Source organism: Microbacterium testaceum (assembly GCF_020781835.1).
Classification (GTDB): Bacteria; Actinomycetota; Actinomycetes; order Actinomycetales; family Microbacteriaceae; genus Microbacterium; species Microbacterium testaceum_H.
Genome location: NZ_JAJGNJ010000001.1, coordinates 26,928 through 46,249 on the forward strand (window position 1 = coordinate 26,928; position 19,322 = coordinate 46,249).

A 19,322-nucleotide genomic window follows, 5' to 3' on the forward strand; every position below is an offset into this window, starting at 1 on the left:
ATGACGCAATCGGGAACCGGCTGGCCGCGCGGTCGCAGAAACTGGCTCCTGGGCACGGTGGTGCTGCTGGGCGCGGGAGTGCTGTTCGGCCTGGTCTTCCAGAACGTGTGGCTCGGTGTTCTCCTGGCGGCGATCGTGTCGCTAGGGTGGCTGATCGCCTACGAGTCCAGCCGCGGTCGCAACGTCGGCGTCAACGACCCCGACAACGGCGTCGAGCTGTGACCCGCGAGCGGCTGCCGACGGCGCTCAGTGGGCGCGGGGAGCCCGCCAGTATCCGGTGAACGACACCGCCTTCTTGCTCACGCCGAGCCGCACCCAGTGCCGTCGCATCGCGGTGACGAGCGACTGCTCGCCGGCCACCCAGCCGTACGTGGGAGGGATGCCGGCCTCTGTCGCGGCGCGCAGGAGGTCGGTGCCTCCCTCGATCGAACCGGGATCGCGCACCACCCACCGCACATCCACTCCGGGCGGAGCGACGAGCGCGCGGATGTCACCGGCGTCGGGAACGCCGATGACGGCACTCCCCTGCGTGAGGGCGGGCAGCCACGCGAGGATGCCTGCGACGGCCGGGAGGGCGGTCTCGTCGCCCACCAGGGCGATCCGGTCGTCCGGCGCGGGCGATGCGGAGAACAGCACTCCCTCGTCGAAGATCGCCACGGCGTCGCCGCGCGTGCACGTCTGCGCCCACGTGGCGGCCGGGCCGGCCGTTGCCTCCCCCTCGGAGCCGTGGAGGACGAAGTCGACGTCGAGCTCGGGCCCCTCGGGCCCCTCGGCACGGTAACCGGCCACCGAGTAGTTGCGCAGCACCGGTCTTTCGGTCTTGGAGATCGCGAGGTAGCGCAGGTACGCGAGCGAGTCGAGCTTCTGCGGCAGGCGGGTGAGCGACCCGTCCGCGACGGGCAGGAACAGCCGGAACCACTGGTCGCGACCGAGCGGCTCGAACGCCCGCAGGTCGTCTCCGCCGAGGGTGACCCGGGCGAACGAGGGCGAGACCCGCTCGCGTCGGAGCACGCGGACGGTGAGCAGATCCCTCCGCGCCGGTGTGATGCGCGTGTGAGCGGCGTTACTGCGAGCCATGGTCGTGTCCTGTTCGGGTGAGGGGCTGTCGTGCCCGGTTCCTCAGCGGTAGTAGACCGCGAGCGGATAGGCGCCGTCGTGGCGGACCTGCACCGGCGTACCGAAGACCTCCTCCAGCGTCTCCGGTGTCATCAGCTGCGCCGGGGTGCCCTGGTGCACGACGCGTCCGCCGGCGAGGGCCACGATCCGGTCGGCGTAGGCGGCGGCGAAGTTGATGTCGTGCACGACGATCACGATCGTCTTTCCGAGGTCGTCGGCCGCCCGGCGCAACTGCCGCATCATGGCCACGGCGTGCCGCATGTCGAGATTGTTCAACGGCTCGTCGAGCAGGATGTAATCGGTGTCCTGCGCCAGCACCATGGCCACGTATGCGCGCTGCCGTTGTCCTCCGGAGAGCTGGTCGAGGTAGCGCCCGGACAGCTCCTCGAGATCGAGGAACGCGATCGCCTCGTCGATCTTCGCCCGGTCGGCGGGGGTCAGACGGCCCTGGGAGTGCGGGAAACGTCCGAAGCCGACGAGGTCGCGCACCGTCAGCCGCGTGACGAAGTGGTTCTCCTGACGCAGGATCGACACCACCCGAGCCAGGGTCCGCCCAGGTGTGGTGGCGACGTCCCATCCCGCCACCGAGGCGCGTCCCGTCGTGGGGGTCGTCAGTCTTCCCACGATGGTCAGCAGCGTCGACTTGCCGGCGCCGTTCGGGCCCACGAGCGCGGTGACGCCCCCCGCGGGGATGTCGAGGGTCAGCGGCCCCAGCACCGTCTGATCGCCGTATGTCATGGTGACGTCCGTGAGACGGATCACAGCGCTCCCTTCCGCAAGAGGAACACGAGGAAGAACACGCCGCCGACGAACTCGATGATGACCGAGAGCATCCCGGCGGCGTAGAACACGTGCCGCAGCACGAAGTAGCCGACGAGCAGGATCGCCATCCCCAGCAGCACCGCGAACGGCAGCACGATCCGATGCTGCGCCGACCCCGCGAGCTGGTACGCCAGGGTCGCGACGAGGAAGCCGAAGAAGGTCATCGGGCCCACCAACGTGGTCGACACCGAGATGAGCACCGCCACGAGCACCAGGATGACGGTCACCTCCCGGCGATAGGACACCCCGAGGTTGATGGATGCCTCGCGACCGAGGGCCAGCACGTCCAGCCGGTGTCGCATGCGCCAGACGACGACCAGCACCGCGGTCGCCACGAGCGCCCCCCATGGCAGGTAGCCGGCATCCGAATTCGACAGGTTGCCGAACAGCCGCGCCGACAGGATGTCGAAGTCGCTCGGTGTGAGCAACCGCTGCATCACGGTGGAGAGCGATCCGAAACCGACGCCCAGCACGACACCCACCAGGAGCATCACGTGGAGGTTGCCGCGGGGACCGGCGAAGAGCCACCCGTACAGCAGGGTCGCGAAGCCCACCATGAGCACGCTCTGGATCGCCACCTTCAGCAGGCCGTCGGTCGCCGACAGCGCCGCGGAGCCGAAGAAGAAGACGAGAGCGGTCTGCATCACGACGTACAGCGCGTCGAAGCCCATGATCGACGGGGTCAGGATGCGGTTGGCCGTGCCGGTGTGGAACAGCACCGTGGCCGATGCCTGGCAGCAGGCGACCAGGGCGATCGTCCCCAGGCTCACCGCCCGCAGGCTCACCGCGATCCAGAAGCCGCGGGATCCGGGGGCGCCGGGCACGTCCCACGTGAGCACGCCGACGGCCGCGACGACGACGATGGCGGCCACGACAACGAAGCGCCAGGCCACGCGCGGGCGCCGCACGGGGGTGGCGGACCGGATCAGAGTGTCAGACACGGGCACGCATCCTCAGCAGCAGGGAGATGAACACGACCGAGCCGACGACTCCGAGGATCATCGAGACGGGGACCTCGAACGGCATCCGGATGACGCGCCCGACGATGTCGCACACGACGACGATCGCGACCCCGCCGAGGCACACCCACGGGAGGTTCGTCCGTGCGTTGTCACCGCGCCACATCGACACGAGGTTCGGCACGACCAGACCCAAGAACGGGAGGAAGCCGACGACCACGGTCGTCATCCCGGTGGCCACCGCCACGAGAGCCGTCCCCACCAGCAGGATGCGACCGTGGTCGAGCCCCACCGATGTGGCCACGTCCCGGCCGAGACCGGCGACGGTGATGCGGTCGGCGTACAGGAACACCAGCACGACGACGACGGCGACGATCCAGAGGATCTCGTACCGCCCCCGGACGATCGCGGTGAAGCTGCCCATGAACCACGTGCCGAGCATCTGCAGGGTGTTGGTCGTGACGGCGAGGTAGGTCGTGAACGAGGACACGACCGCCCCCAGCATGATCCCGACCAGGGGGACAACGAGTGACGAGCGCAGCGAGATCCGGCGCAGGATCGCCAGGAACACCAGGGTGCCGGCGAAGGCGGCGAGCGAGGCTGCGACCATGCGCACCGCCACCGGCGCCGACGGGGCGATGATCACCGTGACGAGCAGTCCGAGAGCCGCCCACTCGGTGGTGCCGGTCGTCGAGGGCTCGACGAACCGGTTCTGGGTGAGCAGCTGCATGATCAGGCCCGACACCGCCATGGCGCAGCCGGCGAGGACCAGCGCCACCGTGCGCGGGACGCGGGAGATCCAGAACATCTCGGCACCGAAGTCGTCGCCGCCGAGGTCGTACACGCCGACGCACAGCGAGAGCACGACGAGTGCGACGACGACGGCGACGGCGGCCGGAAGCCGAAGGCGTGTCACGTCAGGACGAGAACGCCTCGGCGGCGGAGCGGTACAGCTTCGTGTACGCCTGGATGCCCTCGTCGAGGTAGAAGCTGCCATCGAGGTACACGATCTGCCCCTTCTGCACGGCGGGCACGTTCTTCAGCGCCTCCGAACCCTCGACGAGCTCCTTGGCGGGGACGTAGCCGTCCTCGCCGAACATCGCGTCGCGATCGAGGACGAACAGCCACTCCGGCTGAGCCGCCGCGATCGCCTCGACGGAGATGTCGTCCCCGTGCGAGGCATCCTCGGCCGCACGGTCCAGAGCCGGAGTGAGTCCGAGCGTCGGGAAGAGCGTTCCGACCCCGCGGCCGTCGCCGGGAGCGGCGTAGGCGATCTTTCCGCCCGAGGTGATGAGACCCATCGCCGTCTCGGACGGGTCGTAGGCGGCGCGGGCGTCGGCGATCGCCTCGTCCAGGTCGGCGGCGAGCCGAGCCGCCTCGTCCTCGTGTGCGAAGACCTTGCCGAGGATCTCGATCTGACGCTTGAGCTCGGACGTGTGGTCCTCACCGTCGCGCGGGCTGGTCTCGATCGTCGCCGGCTGGATCTGCGCGAGGTCGTCGTAGATCTCCCGGAAGCGGTATCCACCGACGATCAGGTCGGGCTCGGCCGCGACGACGGCCTCGATGTCGGGTTCGCGATGCAGGCCCACGTCGAGCACCTCGTCTCCGCCCGAGAGCGAGGGCCACAGGTCGTACATGAGCGGCTTGGGCGCGGCCACGAGCGTCACTCCCCAGTCGCTGAGCGTCTGGAAGGTCGTGTTGTCCAGTGCCACGACCCGTTCCGGGCTCACCGGCACCTCGATCGCACCGTGATTGTCCTCGACCGTGACCGTCGCGGGAGCGGCCGATTCTTGCGCGGGCGCGGCGGTTCCCGCGGCGCAACCGGCGAGGGCGAGGGCGGCCGTCAACGACAGAGCGGCGAGGGGACGGAACGGGCGTGAACTCATGCGATCTTCTCCAGTGCGGTGTGCGAAAGGGCGGGCGACGCGGAACGACCCCACCGGCGAGTTAGGTTAGCCTTAGTTATGTGATGAAGTCCACTCCGACCCACGAGGCTCGACTCGAACCGCGCAGACACGACCTCGTCTTCCGGTCCGCGACTCTGGCCCGGCGGACCACGATCACCCCGTCCTACGTGCGACTGCGGTTGACGGGTGCCGAATTGCGCGGCTTCGACTCACCCGGCGCCGACGATCACGTGCGCGTGTTCTTCCCCGGCTCCGTGGCATCCACCCCTGAGGAGATGCGGGCCGCACCGAGCCGTGAGTACACGCCGGTCGACTGGGACGGCGACGCGGGATGGCTCGAACTCGAGGTCGCTCTGCACGGCGACGGGGTCGGCAGCCGCTGGGCCCGGACCGCGCCGCTCGGAGCACCCGCGGGCGTGGGCGGCCCACGGGGATCGCTCGTGCTGACCGGACGTCCCGATGCGTGGCTCCTGGCCGGTGACGAGACGGCCGTTCCCGCGATCCGCCGATTCGCCGCCTCGATGGATGCCGACGCGGTGGGGTGGATCGCGATCGAGGTCCCGGATGCCGCTCACGACCTCCCGATCGATGCTCCGCCCGGTGTCGTCGTCGTCCAGGTGCATCGCGGCGAACGCCCCGCGGGCCACGAACTGGCGGATTGGCTCGACGCCCTCGATGCCCCCGAGCGTCCCGACGGCTGCATCTTCGGCTTCGTCGCCGCGGAGCAGTCGATCGTCCGCGCCGGGCGTGCGCTGCTCTTCGACCGGTGGGCGAGCGACCCCGCCACCACGATCGTCAAGGGCTACTGGAAGCGGGGAACCGCCGAGTACCACGCGCCGCACTGACGCGCGGCACTCACGATCGCTCGACCCCGGCGACGAAAGCGAGCACGCGCGCCGTCACGAACGGGGTGACGAAACGCGTCGCGCCCGCGGACGGTTCGGCCTCGGCCGCCGACACGGCCTCGGCGAGAAGACCGCGTGCGAACGGCACACCCGCCCCGGCCGCGGCGAGCGCGTCGACCGCGGAGACTGTGTACTCGTCGCCCACGGCGATCCGACGCGAGGCCGCGTCCTCGGCATCCGCCTCCACCGGCGGACGCACCGTCTGCGTCGCCGCGAGCACGGGCGACACTCGCGTGTAGCCGGCCAGGGCGATCCCCAGAGCCGCCCACCCCCGGTCGTCGGGCGCGCGCCCGACCAGCTCGGCGCGGGCATGATCCAGTGCCAGCGCGCGCAGCGCCGCGGGATCGGCGGCGGCGAGACGGATCGCCGCCGCGTCGACGGGAACCCCGTCGGCGTCGGCGCGGGCGGCGACGACGCGGGTACGGTACGCGTCGCTCGCCGCGACCGCCGCCCGTCGCAGCAGCGATGCCAATCCGTCGAGGTCTGCGTCGCCGGAGAGCGGTCCGCCCCCGCCGGGTGGCAGCGCCGCGACGGTCTGGGCGGTCTGCAGCGAGGACGCCGCCAGCATCGCCGCGGTCGTCGCGACGGCACGAGCCGCATCATCGGCGGGATCGGTGAGCAGATCATCGGCGTAGCGCGCCAGCGCGTAGGCGTCGGCGGCGGCCGTCGCCGCGCGCAGGAGACGGTCGACGTCGTCGAGGGTGCCGGGTGAGCGCTCATCGAGGTCGGCGAGGAGTGCCGAGGCATCCTCCGCCGTCCGCGCGGCCGCCCCGGACGCCTCACCGATCGAGGTCTCGGGCGCGACGGCGAGAGCGGCCCGGTCGGACGCGTCGACCGCCGCACTGAACGCGGCCGCCACCTCGCCCTCCGCTCGCAGCGCTTCGGCGCGCGCGAGGGCGGCCCGGGCCGGTTCGGCGAGCGCGGCGTCCGACGCGGCAGCGAGGGCATCCGCGACCGCGGCCGCCAGCTCGTCCACGGCCCCGCCGAGGGCCTCGTCGGGCACGTCGGCGTCGTCGCTCGTGGGCAGGGGGCTCGGTGAGGCGGGTGGCGTGGGGAAGGCCGATTCGGGAAGGTCCTCCCCCGTCATGACGGCATAGGCGCTGGCGATGTCGGCGACCTCGGTCACCGTCATGCCACCCGTCGCGGCGAGCTGGTCGAGGTCGACCGTCTCGCCGCGGGCGTCGCGCACCAGGCGCTGTCCGGCGGGCACCAGAATGGTGTCGATTCCCCCGGCCTCGACCGCCGCCGTCACCTGTTCGGCCAGTCCCGCGACCGGTCGGATCGCACCGAACGGGGTCACCGCCCCCGAGAGGGCCACGCCGGGCTGGATCTCGCTGCCGTAGTAGAGGGCCAGCACGCCCACGGCGGTGACGGCGCCCGCGGCGGGGGTCGCCAGCCGCGTGTCGAACCCGAACGTGTAAGCGGTGTCGGGGCGCGCGCCGGTGAGCAGGGTCGCCGCCGTCACCGCGGTCCATGTCGCGGACTGCGTGACGGGGTCGACCCCGCTGACGTCGTTCTCGGTGATGTCGATGCTCAACCCAGCACCCTCCGCGGAGGCGGCGGTGATGCGCTGCGTGGCGAGGACGCCCTTCTTGCCGCTGGCGTACAGCACGGGGACGGTCAGTTCCGTCCCGTCGAAGCGCCCGTCCTCCCCGGTGCCGAAACCCAACGAGAACTTCAGCCCGCATCCGGAGAGGACGAGGGCACACACGAGCGCGACGGCCGCCGCGGCGGTGCGCCTCACGACGGCAGCTCCGAGACGAACAGCGCGCACGTGGTGTCGTAGTAGTCGTCGGTCTCGCCGACCCTGCGCATGCCGATCCGCTGGGCGACCGCCTGGGATGCGGAGTTGTCGGGGTGGGTGACCGCGACGACCCGCCGAATGCCGCCCGCATGCGCCAGCGCGAGGACGGCCGCCGCGGCCTCGGTCGCGAACCCGTTCCCCCAGGCGTCGGGGTGGAAGTGCCAGCCGATCTCCACGTCTTCCGAACGCCCGGCGCCGACGCCTGCGGACCACGGGATGGGCGTGAGCAGCAGCACGCCCGAACGACGTCCGTCCGACGTCGTCACCGCCCGCACACCGAGCACGCCGTCGGAGCGCGTGCTCCACCGGTCCAGGAGTGCGTCGACCTCCGCGGCATCCGTCATCGTGCGTCCGTCTCCGATGTGGCGGCGAACCTCCGGACGCCGGTAGACGTCGAAGAGGAACGCGCGATCGTCGGCGGACCGCGTCCACTCGCGCAGCACAAGACGCTCGGTGACCAGATGCGTGCGCCGCATCGGCACGTGCGCAATGCCGTCCTCGGCGAACGGTTCGCCCGCCACGACGAAACCGAAACGGCCGTACCAATCGGCCAGGTGCGCCTGGGCGTCGAGCAGGATCGGGATGCCGGGTGCCTCGACGTCCAGGGCCTCGATGGCGGCGCGCATCAGATCGGCGGCGAGCCCGCGGCCGCGAGCGGCTGCGGCGGTGGCGACGCGACCGATCCTGGTGTTCTGCGGCTCCCGCAGCAGGCGGAGAGTGGCGAGTACGTCGCCCGACGCGTCCTCGGCCCACATCAGTTCGGCGCCCGCCTCGATGTCCCGCCCGTCGACCTCGGGGTAGGCGGCCTCCTGCTCGACGACGAAGACGCTCACGCGCAACCACAGGATGCGGTACAGGACGACCGGGGGGATCTCCGAAACGGGAGCTCGGTGCAGCGTGACGGCCATTCCTCGACGCTATCGCGGACCTCTGACGCTAAGGTGAGCGCATGTCGTTCCAGGCGTACCTCGACGCGGTCGAGAAGAAGACCGGCCTCACTCCCCGGCAGCTCGTCGAGCTCGCGCGCGAACGCGGCTTCGGCCCCGACACGAAGGCCACACCGATCCTGGAGTGGCTGAAGCAGGAGTACGACCTCGGTCGCGGTCACGGGATGGCCCTCGTGCACGTCATCACGAAGGGGCCCCAGATCAGCGACGCCCACGTCGGTCGCCCCGGAGCGCACGGCGACGCCAGCGACACCCTCTGGCTCGACGGGGCGGCGTCCAACCCGAACCGCTGAGCGGGCGTGTCAGTCGTGTCCGAAGCGGCGTGAGGCGGCGATCTGCTCGGCGACCCGTCGCAGTGCGAGCAGGAGCGGCTCGACGAGCGTCGTGCCGAGCACGACGTAGCGCACGGCGTCCTCGGCGGATCCGGTGGGCGTGGCCGCGAGCTCGGCCTCGGCGATCGAGCCGAGGTGTTCGACGTAGGCGGCGAGCACGGGCTCCGGGATCGTGAACCCCGCGCGCTCCAGCGTCGCCAGCGCGCGCGCGACCGCAGCGATCTGCCCGGGATAGCAGTCGTCCGCGTCACCACCGAGCCGGGCCAGCAGCGCGAGGGCGGGCGCGAGGTCGAGTTCGGCGGTATCGCCGTCGGGCGGGCTGACCGCGGCGCTGGCGGCTCCGAGGAGAGCGGACGGATGCGCGGGCGGGTTCTCCAGCACAGCGACGACGTTGCGCACTCCCGCGATCCCGACACCGGCGTCCACGAGCGCGCGGATCACCCCGAGCCGACGCAGATGGGCTTCGCCGTAGGTCGCCTGCGTCGGCGAGATGCGCTCGCCCTCCGGCAGCACCCGCTCGCGGAGGTAGTACTTGATCGTCGCGACCGAGACGCCGCTGCGGGCGGAGAGCTCCGAGATCCGCATGGTTCCCCCTTGACTGGATAGCACTACTATCCAACACTAGATAGTGACACTATCGAGTGAGGACGAACCATGGCATCCATCAATCCGGGGCGCATGACCCACCGCCACGACGGCGAGCTCGTCGTCTTCCACATCGGCATGACCATCAACCGCTGGTGGCGGCCCGATGTGTGGCTGCCCGTTCTGGGCGAGATGGGCCCGATGCTGCGCGAGCTCAGCGCAGACGCCGAGTCGGGGCTGCTGGGCTACACGCAGCTCATCGGGCCAGGTGGCCCGTACATCGTGCAGTACTGGTCATCGTTGGAGAAGCTCTACGCCTACGCGTCGGCCCCCACGCAGGCGCACCGGCCTGCCTGGACGCGATTCAACAGGCGCGCGCGGAAGGCGGCCGGAGTCGTCGGCATCTGGCACGAGACCTACCTCGTCGACCGCGCCGAGTCGATCTTCGTGGCGACCCCGTCGATGGGCCTGCCCAAGGCGACGTCGATGGTGCCGGTCGGGCCGCGCCGCGACACGGCCGCCGCCCGCCTCGCGGACGGACGGACCGTAAGCTCGAGCGGCAGGTGAACATCCCCTCCCCGACGAAAGGTCGCGCACGCCCATGCCGGAGATCCTGACCACCGCCGACGACCTGCGCGCCGCCCTGGCCGCGGGACACTTCCCCGACGGCGGCCCGGTGCGGGTGCTCGACGTGCGCTGGCGCCTCGACCGGCCGGACGGCCGGCCGGAGTATCGCACCGGACACATCCCCGGCGCTCAGTACGTCGACCTCGACCGCGAGCTCGCCGGGCACGGCGCGCCGACCGAGGGCCGGCATCCGCTCCCCGACGTCGCGGCGTTGCAGGAGTCGGCGCGCCGCTGGGGGGTCGATGACGGCGACACCGTGGTCGTCTACGACGACCTGAGAAACCTCTCGAGCGCACGCGCCTGGTGGCTGCTGCGGTACGCCGGCGTCGCGGACGTGCGCCTGCTCGACGGCGCGCTTCGCGCGTGGACCGATGCCGGGTTCGGTGTGGAGACGGGGGATGCCGCGGAACCGACGACCGGTTCGGTGACGTTGACCTACGGCGCGCTTCCCGTGCTGCCCCTGGAGGAGGTGGCCGCGTTCGCCGACCACGCGCTGCTCCTGGATGCTCGGGCGGGCGAGCGGTACCGCGGCGAGGCCGAGCCGATCGACCCGCGCGCGGGCCACGTTCCCGGTGCCGTGAGCGCGCCGACGACCGAGAACGTCGCCGACGACGGGAGGTTCCGCGCGCCGGGAGAGCTTCGTGAGCGCTTCGCGGCGCTCGGCGCCGTCCCCGGCGCCGAGGTGGGCGTGTACTGCGGCTCGGGGGTGACCGCGGCTCACCAGGCGGTGGCGCTGACCCTCGCCGGGTTCAGGCCGCGCGTGTTCCCGGGATCGTGGAGTCAGTGGTCGAACCACCCCGCTCTCCCGGTGGCGACGGGCCCCGAGCCGCGCTGAGTCAGGTCCAGAGACCCTCGATCGGCACGGCGCGTCCGAGCACGTTCTCGGCGGCGCGGTGCCCCGACAGCATCGCACCGGGCACGGTCGCCGGGTCGTCGCCCCACGTCGCCTCGCCGGCGAGATGCAGCACGCCTCCGACGGGGACGGCCAGCTCGTCGTGGTCGGGGCCGATCGAGCCGGGCTTCATGTAGCTGTACGAACCGCGCGAGAACGGGTCGTCCTGCCAGCGCGTGACGACGACGCTCTGCGGATCGGGCACGTCCTCCCCGTACAGACGACGCAGCTGCGTCATCGTGGAGGCCGCGATCTCCTCATCGCTCCAGTGCCTGGTGGCAACGGCTGCGGGGCCGGCGGCGAAGGTGAGGAGGGCGGCTTCGTCGTGGATGCGCCCCAGGTCGTACCAGGAATGCCACCACTCCCCTTCGTCGCCGAACTGACGGATGCCGTAGACATCGGCATCCCAGAACCGCTCGGCGAAGCGCAGGACGACCTTCTCGAAGGCATTGGATGCCAGCACCCCGAGCACGCGCCGGTGGGTGTCCGGCAGCGGCGGGGTGATCGTGACATCGCCCGACTGCAAGACGCCGATGGGGAGGGTGACCACGGCCGCGGCGCCGTGGAACGTGCCGCGATCAGCGGTGACGGTCACCCCGGCGTCGGACCAGTCGATCGACGTGACGACGTGCTCCAGGCGGACGTCGAGGCCGGCGGCGAGGTGGGTGGCGAGCTCGTCGTAACCGCGCGGGAAGACGACCTCGTCCCCGTTGACCGTGTCGTCGTCGAGCCCGTGGGCTCCGAGCACCGACATGTGGACGCCGTACTGCTCCTCGGCGCGCCTGCCGTTGTACTCGCGGACCCGCTGCGCGCGCTCGGGGCCCCAGTCACGGGCGGCGAGGGCTGCCTCCACCACGTCGGCATAGGTGGCATCCGGGGCCGAAGAGGCGATCACGTCGACGAGATCGGCGTTGAGCGCGCGCACGTCGTCGGCGAAGCGCTGCACCTCGTCGCTGCCCACGCGCTCACCGTCAGCCCCGAAGTACGCGAGCGGTCTGCTGTCCGGCTGGTACCCGCCGACGGTGAACTCGACCATCGGCATACCGAAAGCGCGCGCGGCGGCCTCCACGGGACTGTCGTCGATCCCGTGGATCCAGGACGCCCCGCGATCGGTGATGTGGTCGCCGTCGCGCTGCGAATGCACACGGCCACCCACCCGGTCGCGCGCCTCCACGACGACGACACGACGCCCCGCGCGGGCGAGGAGGCGCGCCGCCGCCAATCCGGCGATCCCGGCTCCGACGACGACGGTGTCGAACTGCTCCTGCATGACGGCTCCCTCGGGTAGACGACCGTGTCATGAGAGTAGTGCGCGGCGCCGTTCCGGCGGCGTTAGTGTGAGCGGGTGGTCCCGTGGGAGAGCCTCCTGGCGTTCGTGCTCGCCTCCGTCGTGATCATCGTGGTCCCCGGACCCAGCGTGCTGTTCGTCATCGGTCGGTCGATCGCTCTCGGACGCCGGGCCGGCGTCCTCAGCGTCGTGGGCAACGCGCTCGGCACGGTTCCGGCGGTCATCGCGGTGGCGTTCGGCGTGGGCGCGATCGTGGCGTCGTCGGTCGTGGCCTTCACCGCGCTGAAGATCGCCGGGGCCGTATACCTCGTGTGGCTCGGCATCCAGGCGATCCGGCACCGGCACGCATCGCCGCTGGGTGCCGTCGGGGGTTCCCGGTCGTCGTGGACCCTGTTGCGCCAGGGAATGGTCGTGGGGATGACCAACCCCAAGACCATCGCGTTCTTCGTCGCGGTCCTGCCGCAGTTCGTCTCGCCCGCTGCCGGTGCGGTGTGGGCGCAGCTGCTCCTGCTCGGCCTGACGTTCCAGGTGCTGGCGCTCCTCTGCGACAGCGCGTGGGCGCTGGCTGCGGGGACCGCGCGCGCGTGGTTCGCGCGGTCACCCACGCGGGTTTCGACGCTGTCGGCCACCGGCGGGGTCATGATGATCGGGCTCGGGGGGACGCTGGCGTTGACGGGGGCGAAGACGTAGGCGCCCCACCCCTCAGGGCAGGCTGACCGGGCCCGCGGACCCGGTGGCGAAGAGGATGTGCGCGAAGTCCTCGGGCACCGCGACATCCGCGAGCCCGAGCCGCAATGCCGTGATGGTGTATTCGGCGGTGGACCGAGGACCGCCCGCCACGAACGAAGAGCCCGGCGGGGCGCCCTCCTGGTCCGGCTGCACGTTGACCATCAGCGACACCACGGTGGGGAGTGCATTCAGCACGTCGGAGAGCACCTCCACGACCGGCGCGGAGAGCGCGGACAGGGTGGCGCCCAGCGAAGTCACCCGATCCATCAGCTCGGTGGTCAGCAGGTTCGCCAGCACCGTGGTCAACGCACCCCCGGAGCCGCCCAGGACCGAGAGGATGGAGCTCAGGGTGGGCAGCTCGAGCGCGGCGAGCGCGACGTTGATGGTCCCGACGATGAGGCCGGTCGGCTGGTCGGAGAGAGTCACCCCGATCGTGGCGTCGCCATCGAGCACCTGCCCGATCGTCGCGTCCAGACCCAGTCGGACCGTGGCCAGGGTGTAGCCGGCCGCCGACACCGAAGTGGTCAGGTCGATCCCGAGCCGTGCGTCGCGGATCGCGGCCCGCAGCGCGTCGGTGACATCCCCCGCCCAGTCGTCGAGGAGCACGCCCGCCTCGGCGACGATGTCGTTGATGACACCGGCGTCCAGGAGCAACTCGGTGTTCGGTCCGGCGTCGTTCAGCGGTCCGGTGAGGCGCTCGACGTCGACGAGGATGCGCGCGTTCGCGAGGTCGATGGCGAAGCCGTCGCCGGAGAGCGTCAGGTCCAGGAGAGGCGAGACCGTCGCGCTGAGGTCGAGACCGGTGATGGCGACGTCACCCGCCATGCCCGCCGCGACGACCCCGGGCACCGCCAGAGCGAGGTTGGTCCGCAGGTTCTGGGCGATCAGCCCGCTCTGCCCGACGAGGGCACCGACCGCCGTGTCCAGGTCACCGACCGCGGTGGTGACAGCGCCCGTGAGGGCCGCGACGGCGGGGGCATCCAGGACGACCCCGAGTCCGGCGATGCCGTAGTCGCGGTGGACGACCGCTTGCGTCGGCGCCACCCCCCACACCTGCTCCTGAAGCGCGGCGCACCCGTCGAGCTGTGATCTCGCGGCGACGGCGCCGACCTCGAGAACCGCCTCATCCAGCCCCGTGATCGTGGGGAGGAGGCCGGTGAGGTCGATCGTCGCCGGCTGCGGGTACTGCGATCCCGGTGCCGTTTCGGACACCAGGATGCCGCCCGAGTCATTGACCAGGCCGGACGCTCCGACGGCGCGGCCGTTCGTCGCACCCTGCGTCCACTGGCTCGCCGCACCCAACGCCGCCCCCGGCAGCGCGACGGCGAATCCCGTGAGGTCGACGCCGACGATGTCCAGGGCATCCACATCGAAGGGGTTCGCGTAGGTGTGGCTGGGCGGCGGCGAACCGAGATCGATCGCATTGCCGGGACGCGGGGTGGCGCCGCCGCCGCTCTCGACCGTCAGGCGCATCTCCTCGAGCTCGGCGACATCGTCGAGACTCACGCCGAAGACCTCTCCCGCGAGGAAGGTACCGCGCGAGCGCGTGTCCAGCATCGTCCCGTCTTCACAGTCGAGAACGCCCGTGCCGATCGGCTCCCCATGGGTCCACTCGATGTCGCTCCAGCTCGCCGTCGTCGCCGTGATCCCGAGGGGCACCACGAGCACCGCTCCGATCGCCGCCGCGAGCGCGGCGCGCGACCGCCGGTTCACGAGCGGCCCCCTCGCCGGCCCAGACGCAGCGCCGCCGCCACGCCGAGAAGACCTGCGGCGAGCGCACCCGCTCCTATGAGCATTCCCGGAGCGGATCCCGTCGCAGCCAGACGGTCCGGGGCTCGAACGGGTACCTCGTCGATGGAGGTCGCCGTCAGACCGACCCCCAGGCGACTCCGCAGACCCATCAGCGTCTCGTCCGACGCGGCAGCGGCGGAGCCGTCGACCGCGAGCGTGACCAGGAGATACTGCGGCGCCGACGGTGTCAGGGGCCGCAACTCGAACACGGGCGAGGACGAGGCGAAGTCGTCCTCCGGTGACGCCGCGGCGACCTCTCGCGCCCCCGAGGCGCAGAGGGGCTGCTCAGGGACACCGGACCACGGGGAGTCGCACACGTCCACCCGCATGACCAAGCCGCGAGGAGAGGCCGCCAGAGCCCCGCTCTTGCGGAGCTCGAGGGCGAGCTCCGCCTTCGTGGCATCTTCGAGTCGCGCGCGGATCTGCCAATAGGCGGGCTCGCCCGGGCTCAGGTCGAGAAACTCCGCCGGGTAAGGGTCGGAGGACAGAACCAGCCGGCCGGGGGCGCCCGTGTGCGGGACGTCGATCAGCGCGGCGAGGGCGGCGTCGGCGATCATGAGGCTCCCGGTCCCCATGATCACGGAAGAGACGGCTGCCACGAGCAGGGCGCCGCCGTGTCGGCCCCGGGAACGGCGGGGGTGGGACATGTTTCTCCTGCTCGGTTCAGCGGGCGCGATCCGGCTCGTCGTCCGGCTCGTACGCGCCGGCATTCACGCGGTCCGGCATCGGCCACAACGCCCATGCCACGACGAAGGCGACGAGCACCGCCCCGCCCAGCATCACCGCGGGCGTCTTCGCCCCGATGATGAGCCACCCGATCGCTGGGGCGCCGACGAGCACGCGCGCCGCCTCGGTGACCACGTACGGCTCGAGGTCTGCGGCCGTGTTCGCATCGCCGCGGAGGGTCAGACTGCGCGCCCGCGGGTTCTCGCCGACGGGCGCGATGTCGACGATGCGGTGCGTCACCTGCACGTTCCCATCGGGGCGACGGACGGTGACGACATCGCCGACGGACAGCTCCGACGCGTCGACGACACGGGTGATCGCAGCGGCGCCGGTGGGGAGGGAGGGCGCCATCGACCCCGTGACGAAGACGATGATCCCCAGACTCCCCAGCGCGCTGGCCGCGAACCAGGCGACGACGAGGATGCCGAGGCATCCGAACGCCATCGTCACGGCATCCCGCACGCGTTCGATCAGCGGAAGCGGTCGATCCTCCGGGGACCGGGCGGGGTGCCGGCCGGACGATGATGCAGCATGCGCGGCGAACGGGCGGGATGCCGTGAGCGGCTCGATCACGAGGTGGCCACGAACTCCCATGCCGGCGCGACGGTGCGACCCATGTACTCCGCGGGGTCGGTGCCACCGGCCACCGGGATCGGGTCGGGAAGCGTCACCTCGAAGCAGTAGTACTGCACCGATCCGGATGCCTCGAGCAGAGTCTGCGTGCCCGATCCTCCTGTGCTCGCGAGTGCTCCGTCGGCGATCACGGTCGCACCGCCGGTGAAGGCGTCGGAATCGCAGGTGAATGGCGTCGCGCTGGTGGCGACGCGCACGTCGAGAGCGGCGAAGAGAAGGCCGCCCGGGTCAGCGGTCGTGATGCCATCCGCCGGCGTCGCGGCTTGGAGTTCGACGGACCCGGCGATCGAGGTGGACGTGGTGCGCAGGGCCACCGGGGCGTACACGCTGACGCCCGGGGAGAGTTCGGTGCCGAGGATCCCGTCTGCCGTGAAAACCATCTCCCCGCCGGGGTTGTCCGGCGCATCCGTCCACGCCGCCTCGTCGAAGGCCGGCGCTTCGGTGTTCTGCTCGATGGCGAAAGTGGACGTCCCCACGCCCGGGCCGCCGGTCCCATCCCCCCCGAAAACCCACTCGGTGTCCGTCCATGCCGCGAGGGTGGCCGCGACGCCGACACCGAGGGCCGCGCCACCCGCCGCGACGGCGAAGATCCGACGCCGGAGGGTTCGACGCTTCTGTTGCTCCATGAAAACCCCAATCATCTGCCATCCGCCTTGCCGGTGCCCGGCGGGCGGGTCGGGCCCGCGACGACGAGCCTGCCCATCGCGCCGGGTGCGGCCTAGGGCTTCCACCGCGAACCAGGGCGAAGATCAGTAGGAGCGCATGCAGGTTCTCCGCAATACGGACGAAGTTTCCGTAAAGCTTCCGTACTACCGGGTTACGCAATTGCGGTACGCATCACGTGATCGACAGGCCCAGAGGTTTTCCCACCCGCTAACGTGACATCCACACCGAGCCGAAACCACAGTGGGGGTGGGGATGGGGGCGGACGTGCAGTTTCTGGGCGGGCATGACTTCGTCAGCGGTACCGATCGATTCGCCGATCCGGACGACATCGCGGATCACCTGGCGTCCGGCGCCGCCGTCGTGCTGGTGGGACCGCTGGGCACGGGCAAGACGGTGACGATGAACCGTGTCGCTCAGGCGCTCGCCCGGCGGGATATCCCCTCGCATCTGATCCGCGGCATGGCCCGGGTTCGGACGGCGCTCGCGGGGCCGGGGCCGGAGGCCCTCCTCGCACCGGGAACGGCTCTGCTCGTGGACGACGCCCACGATCTCGATCATGAGAGCGTTTGCGTGCTGATCGAGGCGGTGTGCCGGCAACGCGTCCCGGTCTGCTTCACCGTGGAGGCTCCGACGGTCGCCCGCGCTCCGTCCGACCCGGTGGCGGCCGCGCTTCTCGGCCTCGGGACACGAGGCTTCGCTCGGCGAATCGATCTCGAACCCCTCGCGGAGGCGGAAGCGTGGTCCTTCCTCCTGGCGTGCGGAGCCGATGGACTCGACGAAGTGACGATGGAGACGGTCATCTGGCTGGCGAACGGGTCCCGCTCGCTCTTGCGGGAACTGGCGGGGGTTGCCGGCGACGCGCTGCAGGATGGACGTGACCCTCTCGCTGCAATTCGAGAGGTGCCGCCGTGGACGCGACTGGCGGACGCCGTCCGGTCCCACCTCAGCGCGCTCGACACCGAGCACCTCTCGACACTGGTGGTCGTTCACCGGTTTCCGGGGCTGTCGTCTTCGCATGCCGCGCGCATCCGCCCTGTCGACGAGGTCGATGCCTTGCGAGCGGGCGGCTACCTCCACACGGACGAGTCCCGCGGGGGCGCGTTGTGGGCGAATCCCCTGCTCGCGCATGGCGCTGCCCGACTCCTCGGTTCTCGACGGGTGGACGCACTGGTCGGCTCCGCGGTTTCCCGCATGCTCGAGGGCGGTGGCAGATGGTGGAGCCCACCCATCGCCGTCGCCCTGGCCGATCTGCTCTTGCGCGAGAGCATTCGTCCCGCATCCGCGCCGGCTCATCTGTGCCGGCGGGCTCTTCGTGATGCGGCGCGGTTGCACAACGATCAGGGCCGATATGCCTCGGCGGAGGCCTATGCGGCGATGGGCGTCACCGACGGGGCGGACGATGTGGGACTCCGGCTGGAACTGGCGCACGCACGGGTGTCGGCGGGTGAGTCCGACACGGAACGGCTCCTCCCGGACGTCATCTCCGACGAGGATGACCGATCTCGCGCGATCTTCCTCGGTGCCGTGTGGGGGCTGCGCGGCCACACGTCGATGGCGCAGGCGTTGCGGTCGGCTCTCGCGCGGGGATCTACCGCCGGGGACGATCCCCGCCTGATGCTGGCGACGGTCGGCGTGCTCAGCCTGTCGCTCGAGCGGAGGGAAGCACGGGATGCCGCGCACGACGCGGCCGCCATGACGACGGGGACCTCGCGACTGTGGGCCTGGCTGACGGAAGCCTACGCGCGCGGCGAACTCGGGGACGCCGAGGGGGCGAAGCGCCTTCTCGGCCGCGTGAACGAGTACGTCGTGGATGGCGGGGTGCCGGGCCTGTCCACCGCCGAACGACTGTGGGTCCTCATGGTGGAGCTGGTCACGCACCTCGTGCTGGGCGAGGACGCTCCACCGGTCCACGAACGCCTCGCCCGAGAGAGGCGACGAGCCGCCCGAGAGGGGGACGACCGGGTGCTGGGCATCGCGGGGCTCGCGGGGGCTCTGTCCGCGGCCGTCCGGGGGAACAGCGAGGAGGCCGTGCGCAGCCTCGAGGCCGCGCGCACCCGTTACCCGCCGTTGAGGCACGACATGGCCGTCGCGAGCGTGAAGCTGTGGATCGCGCAATTCCTCGCGAGCAACGGTCTCGTGCGGCACGCCCGTGACATCTCCGAGCGTGTCGAGTCGGTCTGGGCGGAGGGCCCCCCTGCTCTGCGCCACGCGTGTCTCACCACGCGGTGCATGATCGATGCGCTGGACCGACGGTACGACGAGGCGGCCCCCGGAATGTCTCCGCTGACGCGTCGGGAGCGCGAGATCGCTCACCTCGTCGTCGCGGGAATGTCCAACCGCGAGATCGCCGATCACCTGTTCATATCCGTGCGAACAGTGGAGTCCCACATCTATCAGGCACGCGCAAAAGTCGGAGCGCGCTCCCGACGCGACCTCGGGGCGCGCTTCGTCGAGCAGGAGGGCACAGCATGATGCCGCCCACCGCGACGCTGAGCGACAGAGAGCTCCGACGTCGGCGGCGCGCGAACTGATGAGAGACCTATGAATCACGAAAAGATAACGGCATCCCCTTCCCCTTCGTTATCTCACCGTT

The 19,322-nt window shown here is 71.1% G+C and carries 20 protein-coding genes; 7 read left to right on the forward strand and 13 right to left on the reverse strand.

Annotated elements, in window-relative coordinates:
• The gene (locus LL239_RS00165; protein WP_228161415.1) at positions 1–222 is read left to right on the forward strand and encodes a hypothetical protein; all 222 of its coding nucleotides are present in this window, start codon (positions 1–3) and stop codon (positions 220–222) included.
• A 24-nt stretch (positions 223–246) separates the two neighbouring features.
• Here the strand turns inward: LL239_RS00165 and LL239_RS00170 are convergent, their stop codons facing one another.
• The 5 genes from LL239_RS00170 to LL239_RS00190 are packed head-to-tail and all read right to left on the reverse strand — an operon-like array spanning position 247 to position 4,783.
• Entirely contained in the window at positions 247–1,077 is an 831-nt protein-coding gene (locus LL239_RS00170) for a siderophore-interacting protein (RefSeq protein ID WP_228161416.1), read from the reverse strand.
• A 42-nt stretch (positions 1,078–1,119) separates the two neighbouring features.
• Positions 1,120–1,878: an iron ABC transporter ATP-binding protein gene (locus tag LL239_RS00175; protein ID WP_228161417.1), complete on the reverse strand. Its 759-nt coding sequence runs from the start codon at positions 1,876–1,878 to the stop codon at positions 1,120–1,122.
• Complete coding sequence (locus tag LL239_RS00180; protein ID WP_228161418.1) at positions 1,875–2,879, reverse strand: iron chelate uptake ABC transporter family permease subunit; 1,005 nt, start codon at positions 2,877–2,879, stop codon at positions 1,875–1,877. The genes LL239_RS00175 and LL239_RS00180 overlap by 4 nt, the downstream gene beginning before the upstream one ends.
• A complete protein-coding gene (locus tag LL239_RS00185; RefSeq protein ID WP_267188767.1) occupies positions 2,872–3,894 on the reverse strand; it encodes an ABC transporter permease in 1,023 nt (340 codons plus the stop codon). The genes LL239_RS00180 and LL239_RS00185 overlap by 8 nt, the downstream gene beginning before the upstream one ends.
• The gene (locus LL239_RS00190; protein WP_228161420.1) at positions 3,815–4,783 is read right to left on the reverse strand and encodes a siderophore ABC transporter substrate-binding protein; all 969 of its coding nucleotides are present in this window, start codon (positions 4,781–4,783) and stop codon (positions 3,815–3,817) included. Before LL239_RS00190 ends, LL239_RS00185 begins: the two co-directional genes overlap by 80 nt.
• 83 nt (positions 4,784–4,866) lie before the next feature.
• On the opposite strand from LL239_RS00190, the gene LL239_RS00195 reads away from it, so the two are divergent.
• Entirely contained in the window at positions 4,867–5,649 is a 783-nt protein-coding gene (locus LL239_RS00195) for a siderophore-interacting protein (protein WP_228161875.1), read from the forward strand.
• Positions 5,650–5,659: 10 nt separating this feature from the next.
• On the opposite strand, the gene LL239_RS00200 is transcribed toward LL239_RS00195, so the two are convergent.
• Positions 5,660–7,453: a S16 family serine protease gene (locus LL239_RS00200; RefSeq protein WP_228161421.1), complete on the reverse strand. Its 1,794-nt coding sequence runs from the start codon at positions 7,451–7,453 to the stop codon at positions 5,660–5,662.
• Positions 7,450–8,421 carry a GNAT family N-acetyltransferase gene (locus tag LL239_RS17935; RefSeq protein ID WP_308218553.1) on the reverse strand — a complete coding sequence of 324 codons (972 nt, stop codon included), beginning with the start codon at positions 8,419–8,421 and terminating at the stop codon, positions 7,450–7,452. The genes LL239_RS00200 and LL239_RS17935 overlap by 4 nt, the downstream gene beginning before the upstream one ends.
• Positions 8,422–8,462: 41 nt before the next feature.
• Here LL239_RS17935 and LL239_RS00215 point away from each other — a divergent pair, with 41 nt between their 5' ends.
• Positions 8,463–8,753 (forward strand): DUF4287 domain-containing protein, encoded by a 291-nt coding sequence (locus tag LL239_RS00215; RefSeq protein ID WP_228161422.1) that lies wholly within the window; start codon positions 8,463–8,465, stop codon positions 8,751–8,753.
• A gap of 9 nt (positions 8,754–8,762) precedes the next feature.
• On the opposite strand, the gene LL239_RS00220 is transcribed toward LL239_RS00215, so the two are convergent.
• Complete coding sequence (locus LL239_RS00220) at positions 8,763–9,377, reverse strand: MerR family transcriptional regulator (RefSeq protein WP_228161423.1); 615 nt, start codon at positions 9,375–9,377, stop codon at positions 8,763–8,765.
• 69 nt (positions 9,378–9,446) lie between these two features.
• Between LL239_RS00220 and LL239_RS00225 the strand changes: the two genes are divergently transcribed.
• On the forward strand, positions 9,447–9,944 hold the full coding sequence (locus tag LL239_RS00225; RefSeq protein WP_228161424.1) for a DUF4188 domain-containing protein: 498 nt from the start codon (positions 9,447–9,449) through the stop codon (positions 9,942–9,944).
• 34 nt (positions 9,945–9,978) lie between these two features.
• Complete coding sequence (locus LL239_RS00230) at positions 9,979–10,839, forward strand: sulfurtransferase (protein ID WP_228161425.1); 861 nt, start codon at positions 9,979–9,981, stop codon at positions 10,837–10,839.
• A gap of 1 nt (position 10,840) precedes the next feature.
• Here the strand turns inward: LL239_RS00230 and LL239_RS00235 are convergent, their stop codons facing one another.
• Positions 10,841–12,166, reverse strand: a complete 1,326-nt coding sequence (locus LL239_RS00235) for a flavin monoamine oxidase family protein (RefSeq protein ID WP_228161426.1) — start codon at positions 12,164–12,166, stop codon at positions 10,841–10,843.
• Between the two features lie 75 nt (positions 12,167–12,241).
• On the opposite strand from LL239_RS00235, the gene LL239_RS00240 reads away from it, so the two are divergent.
• On the forward strand, positions 12,242–12,874 hold the full coding sequence (locus LL239_RS00240; protein WP_228161427.1) for a LysE family translocator: 633 nt from the start codon (positions 12,242–12,244) through the stop codon (positions 12,872–12,874).
• A 12-nt stretch (positions 12,875–12,886) separates the two neighbouring features.
• Here the strand turns inward: LL239_RS00240 and LL239_RS00245 are convergent, their stop codons facing one another.
• The 4 genes from LL239_RS00245 to LL239_RS00260 are packed head-to-tail and all read right to left on the reverse strand — an operon-like array spanning position 12,887 to position 16,689.
• The gene (locus LL239_RS00245) at positions 12,887–14,626 is read right to left on the reverse strand and encodes a choice-of-anchor G family protein (protein WP_228161428.1); all 1,740 of its coding nucleotides are present in this window, start codon (positions 14,624–14,626) and stop codon (positions 12,887–12,889) included.
• Positions 14,623–15,351 carry a hypothetical protein gene (locus tag LL239_RS00250; protein ID WP_228161429.1) on the reverse strand — a complete coding sequence of 243 codons (729 nt, stop codon included), beginning with the start codon at positions 15,349–15,351 and terminating at the stop codon, positions 14,623–14,625. The genes LL239_RS00245 and LL239_RS00250 overlap by 4 nt, the downstream gene beginning before the upstream one ends.
• A 16-nt stretch (positions 15,352–15,367) precedes the next feature.
• Entirely contained in the window at positions 15,368–16,024 is a 657-nt protein-coding gene (locus tag LL239_RS00255) for a signal peptidase I (RefSeq protein ID WP_228161430.1), read from the reverse strand.
• The gene (locus LL239_RS00260) at positions 16,000–16,689 is read right to left on the reverse strand and encodes a SipW-dependent-type signal peptide-containing protein (protein ID WP_228161431.1); all 690 of its coding nucleotides are present in this window, start codon (positions 16,687–16,689) and stop codon (positions 16,000–16,002) included. The genes LL239_RS00255 and LL239_RS00260 overlap by 25 nt, the downstream gene beginning before the upstream one ends.
• Positions 16,690–16,993: 304 nt before the next feature.
• Here LL239_RS00260 and LL239_RS00265 point away from each other — a divergent pair, with 304 nt between their 5' ends.
• Positions 16,994–19,201, forward strand: coding sequence for a helix-turn-helix transcriptional regulator (locus LL239_RS00265; protein WP_228161432.1), 2,208 nt, complete (start codon positions 16,994–16,996; stop codon positions 19,199–19,201).
• Positions 19,202–19,322 lie beyond the last annotated feature (121 nt).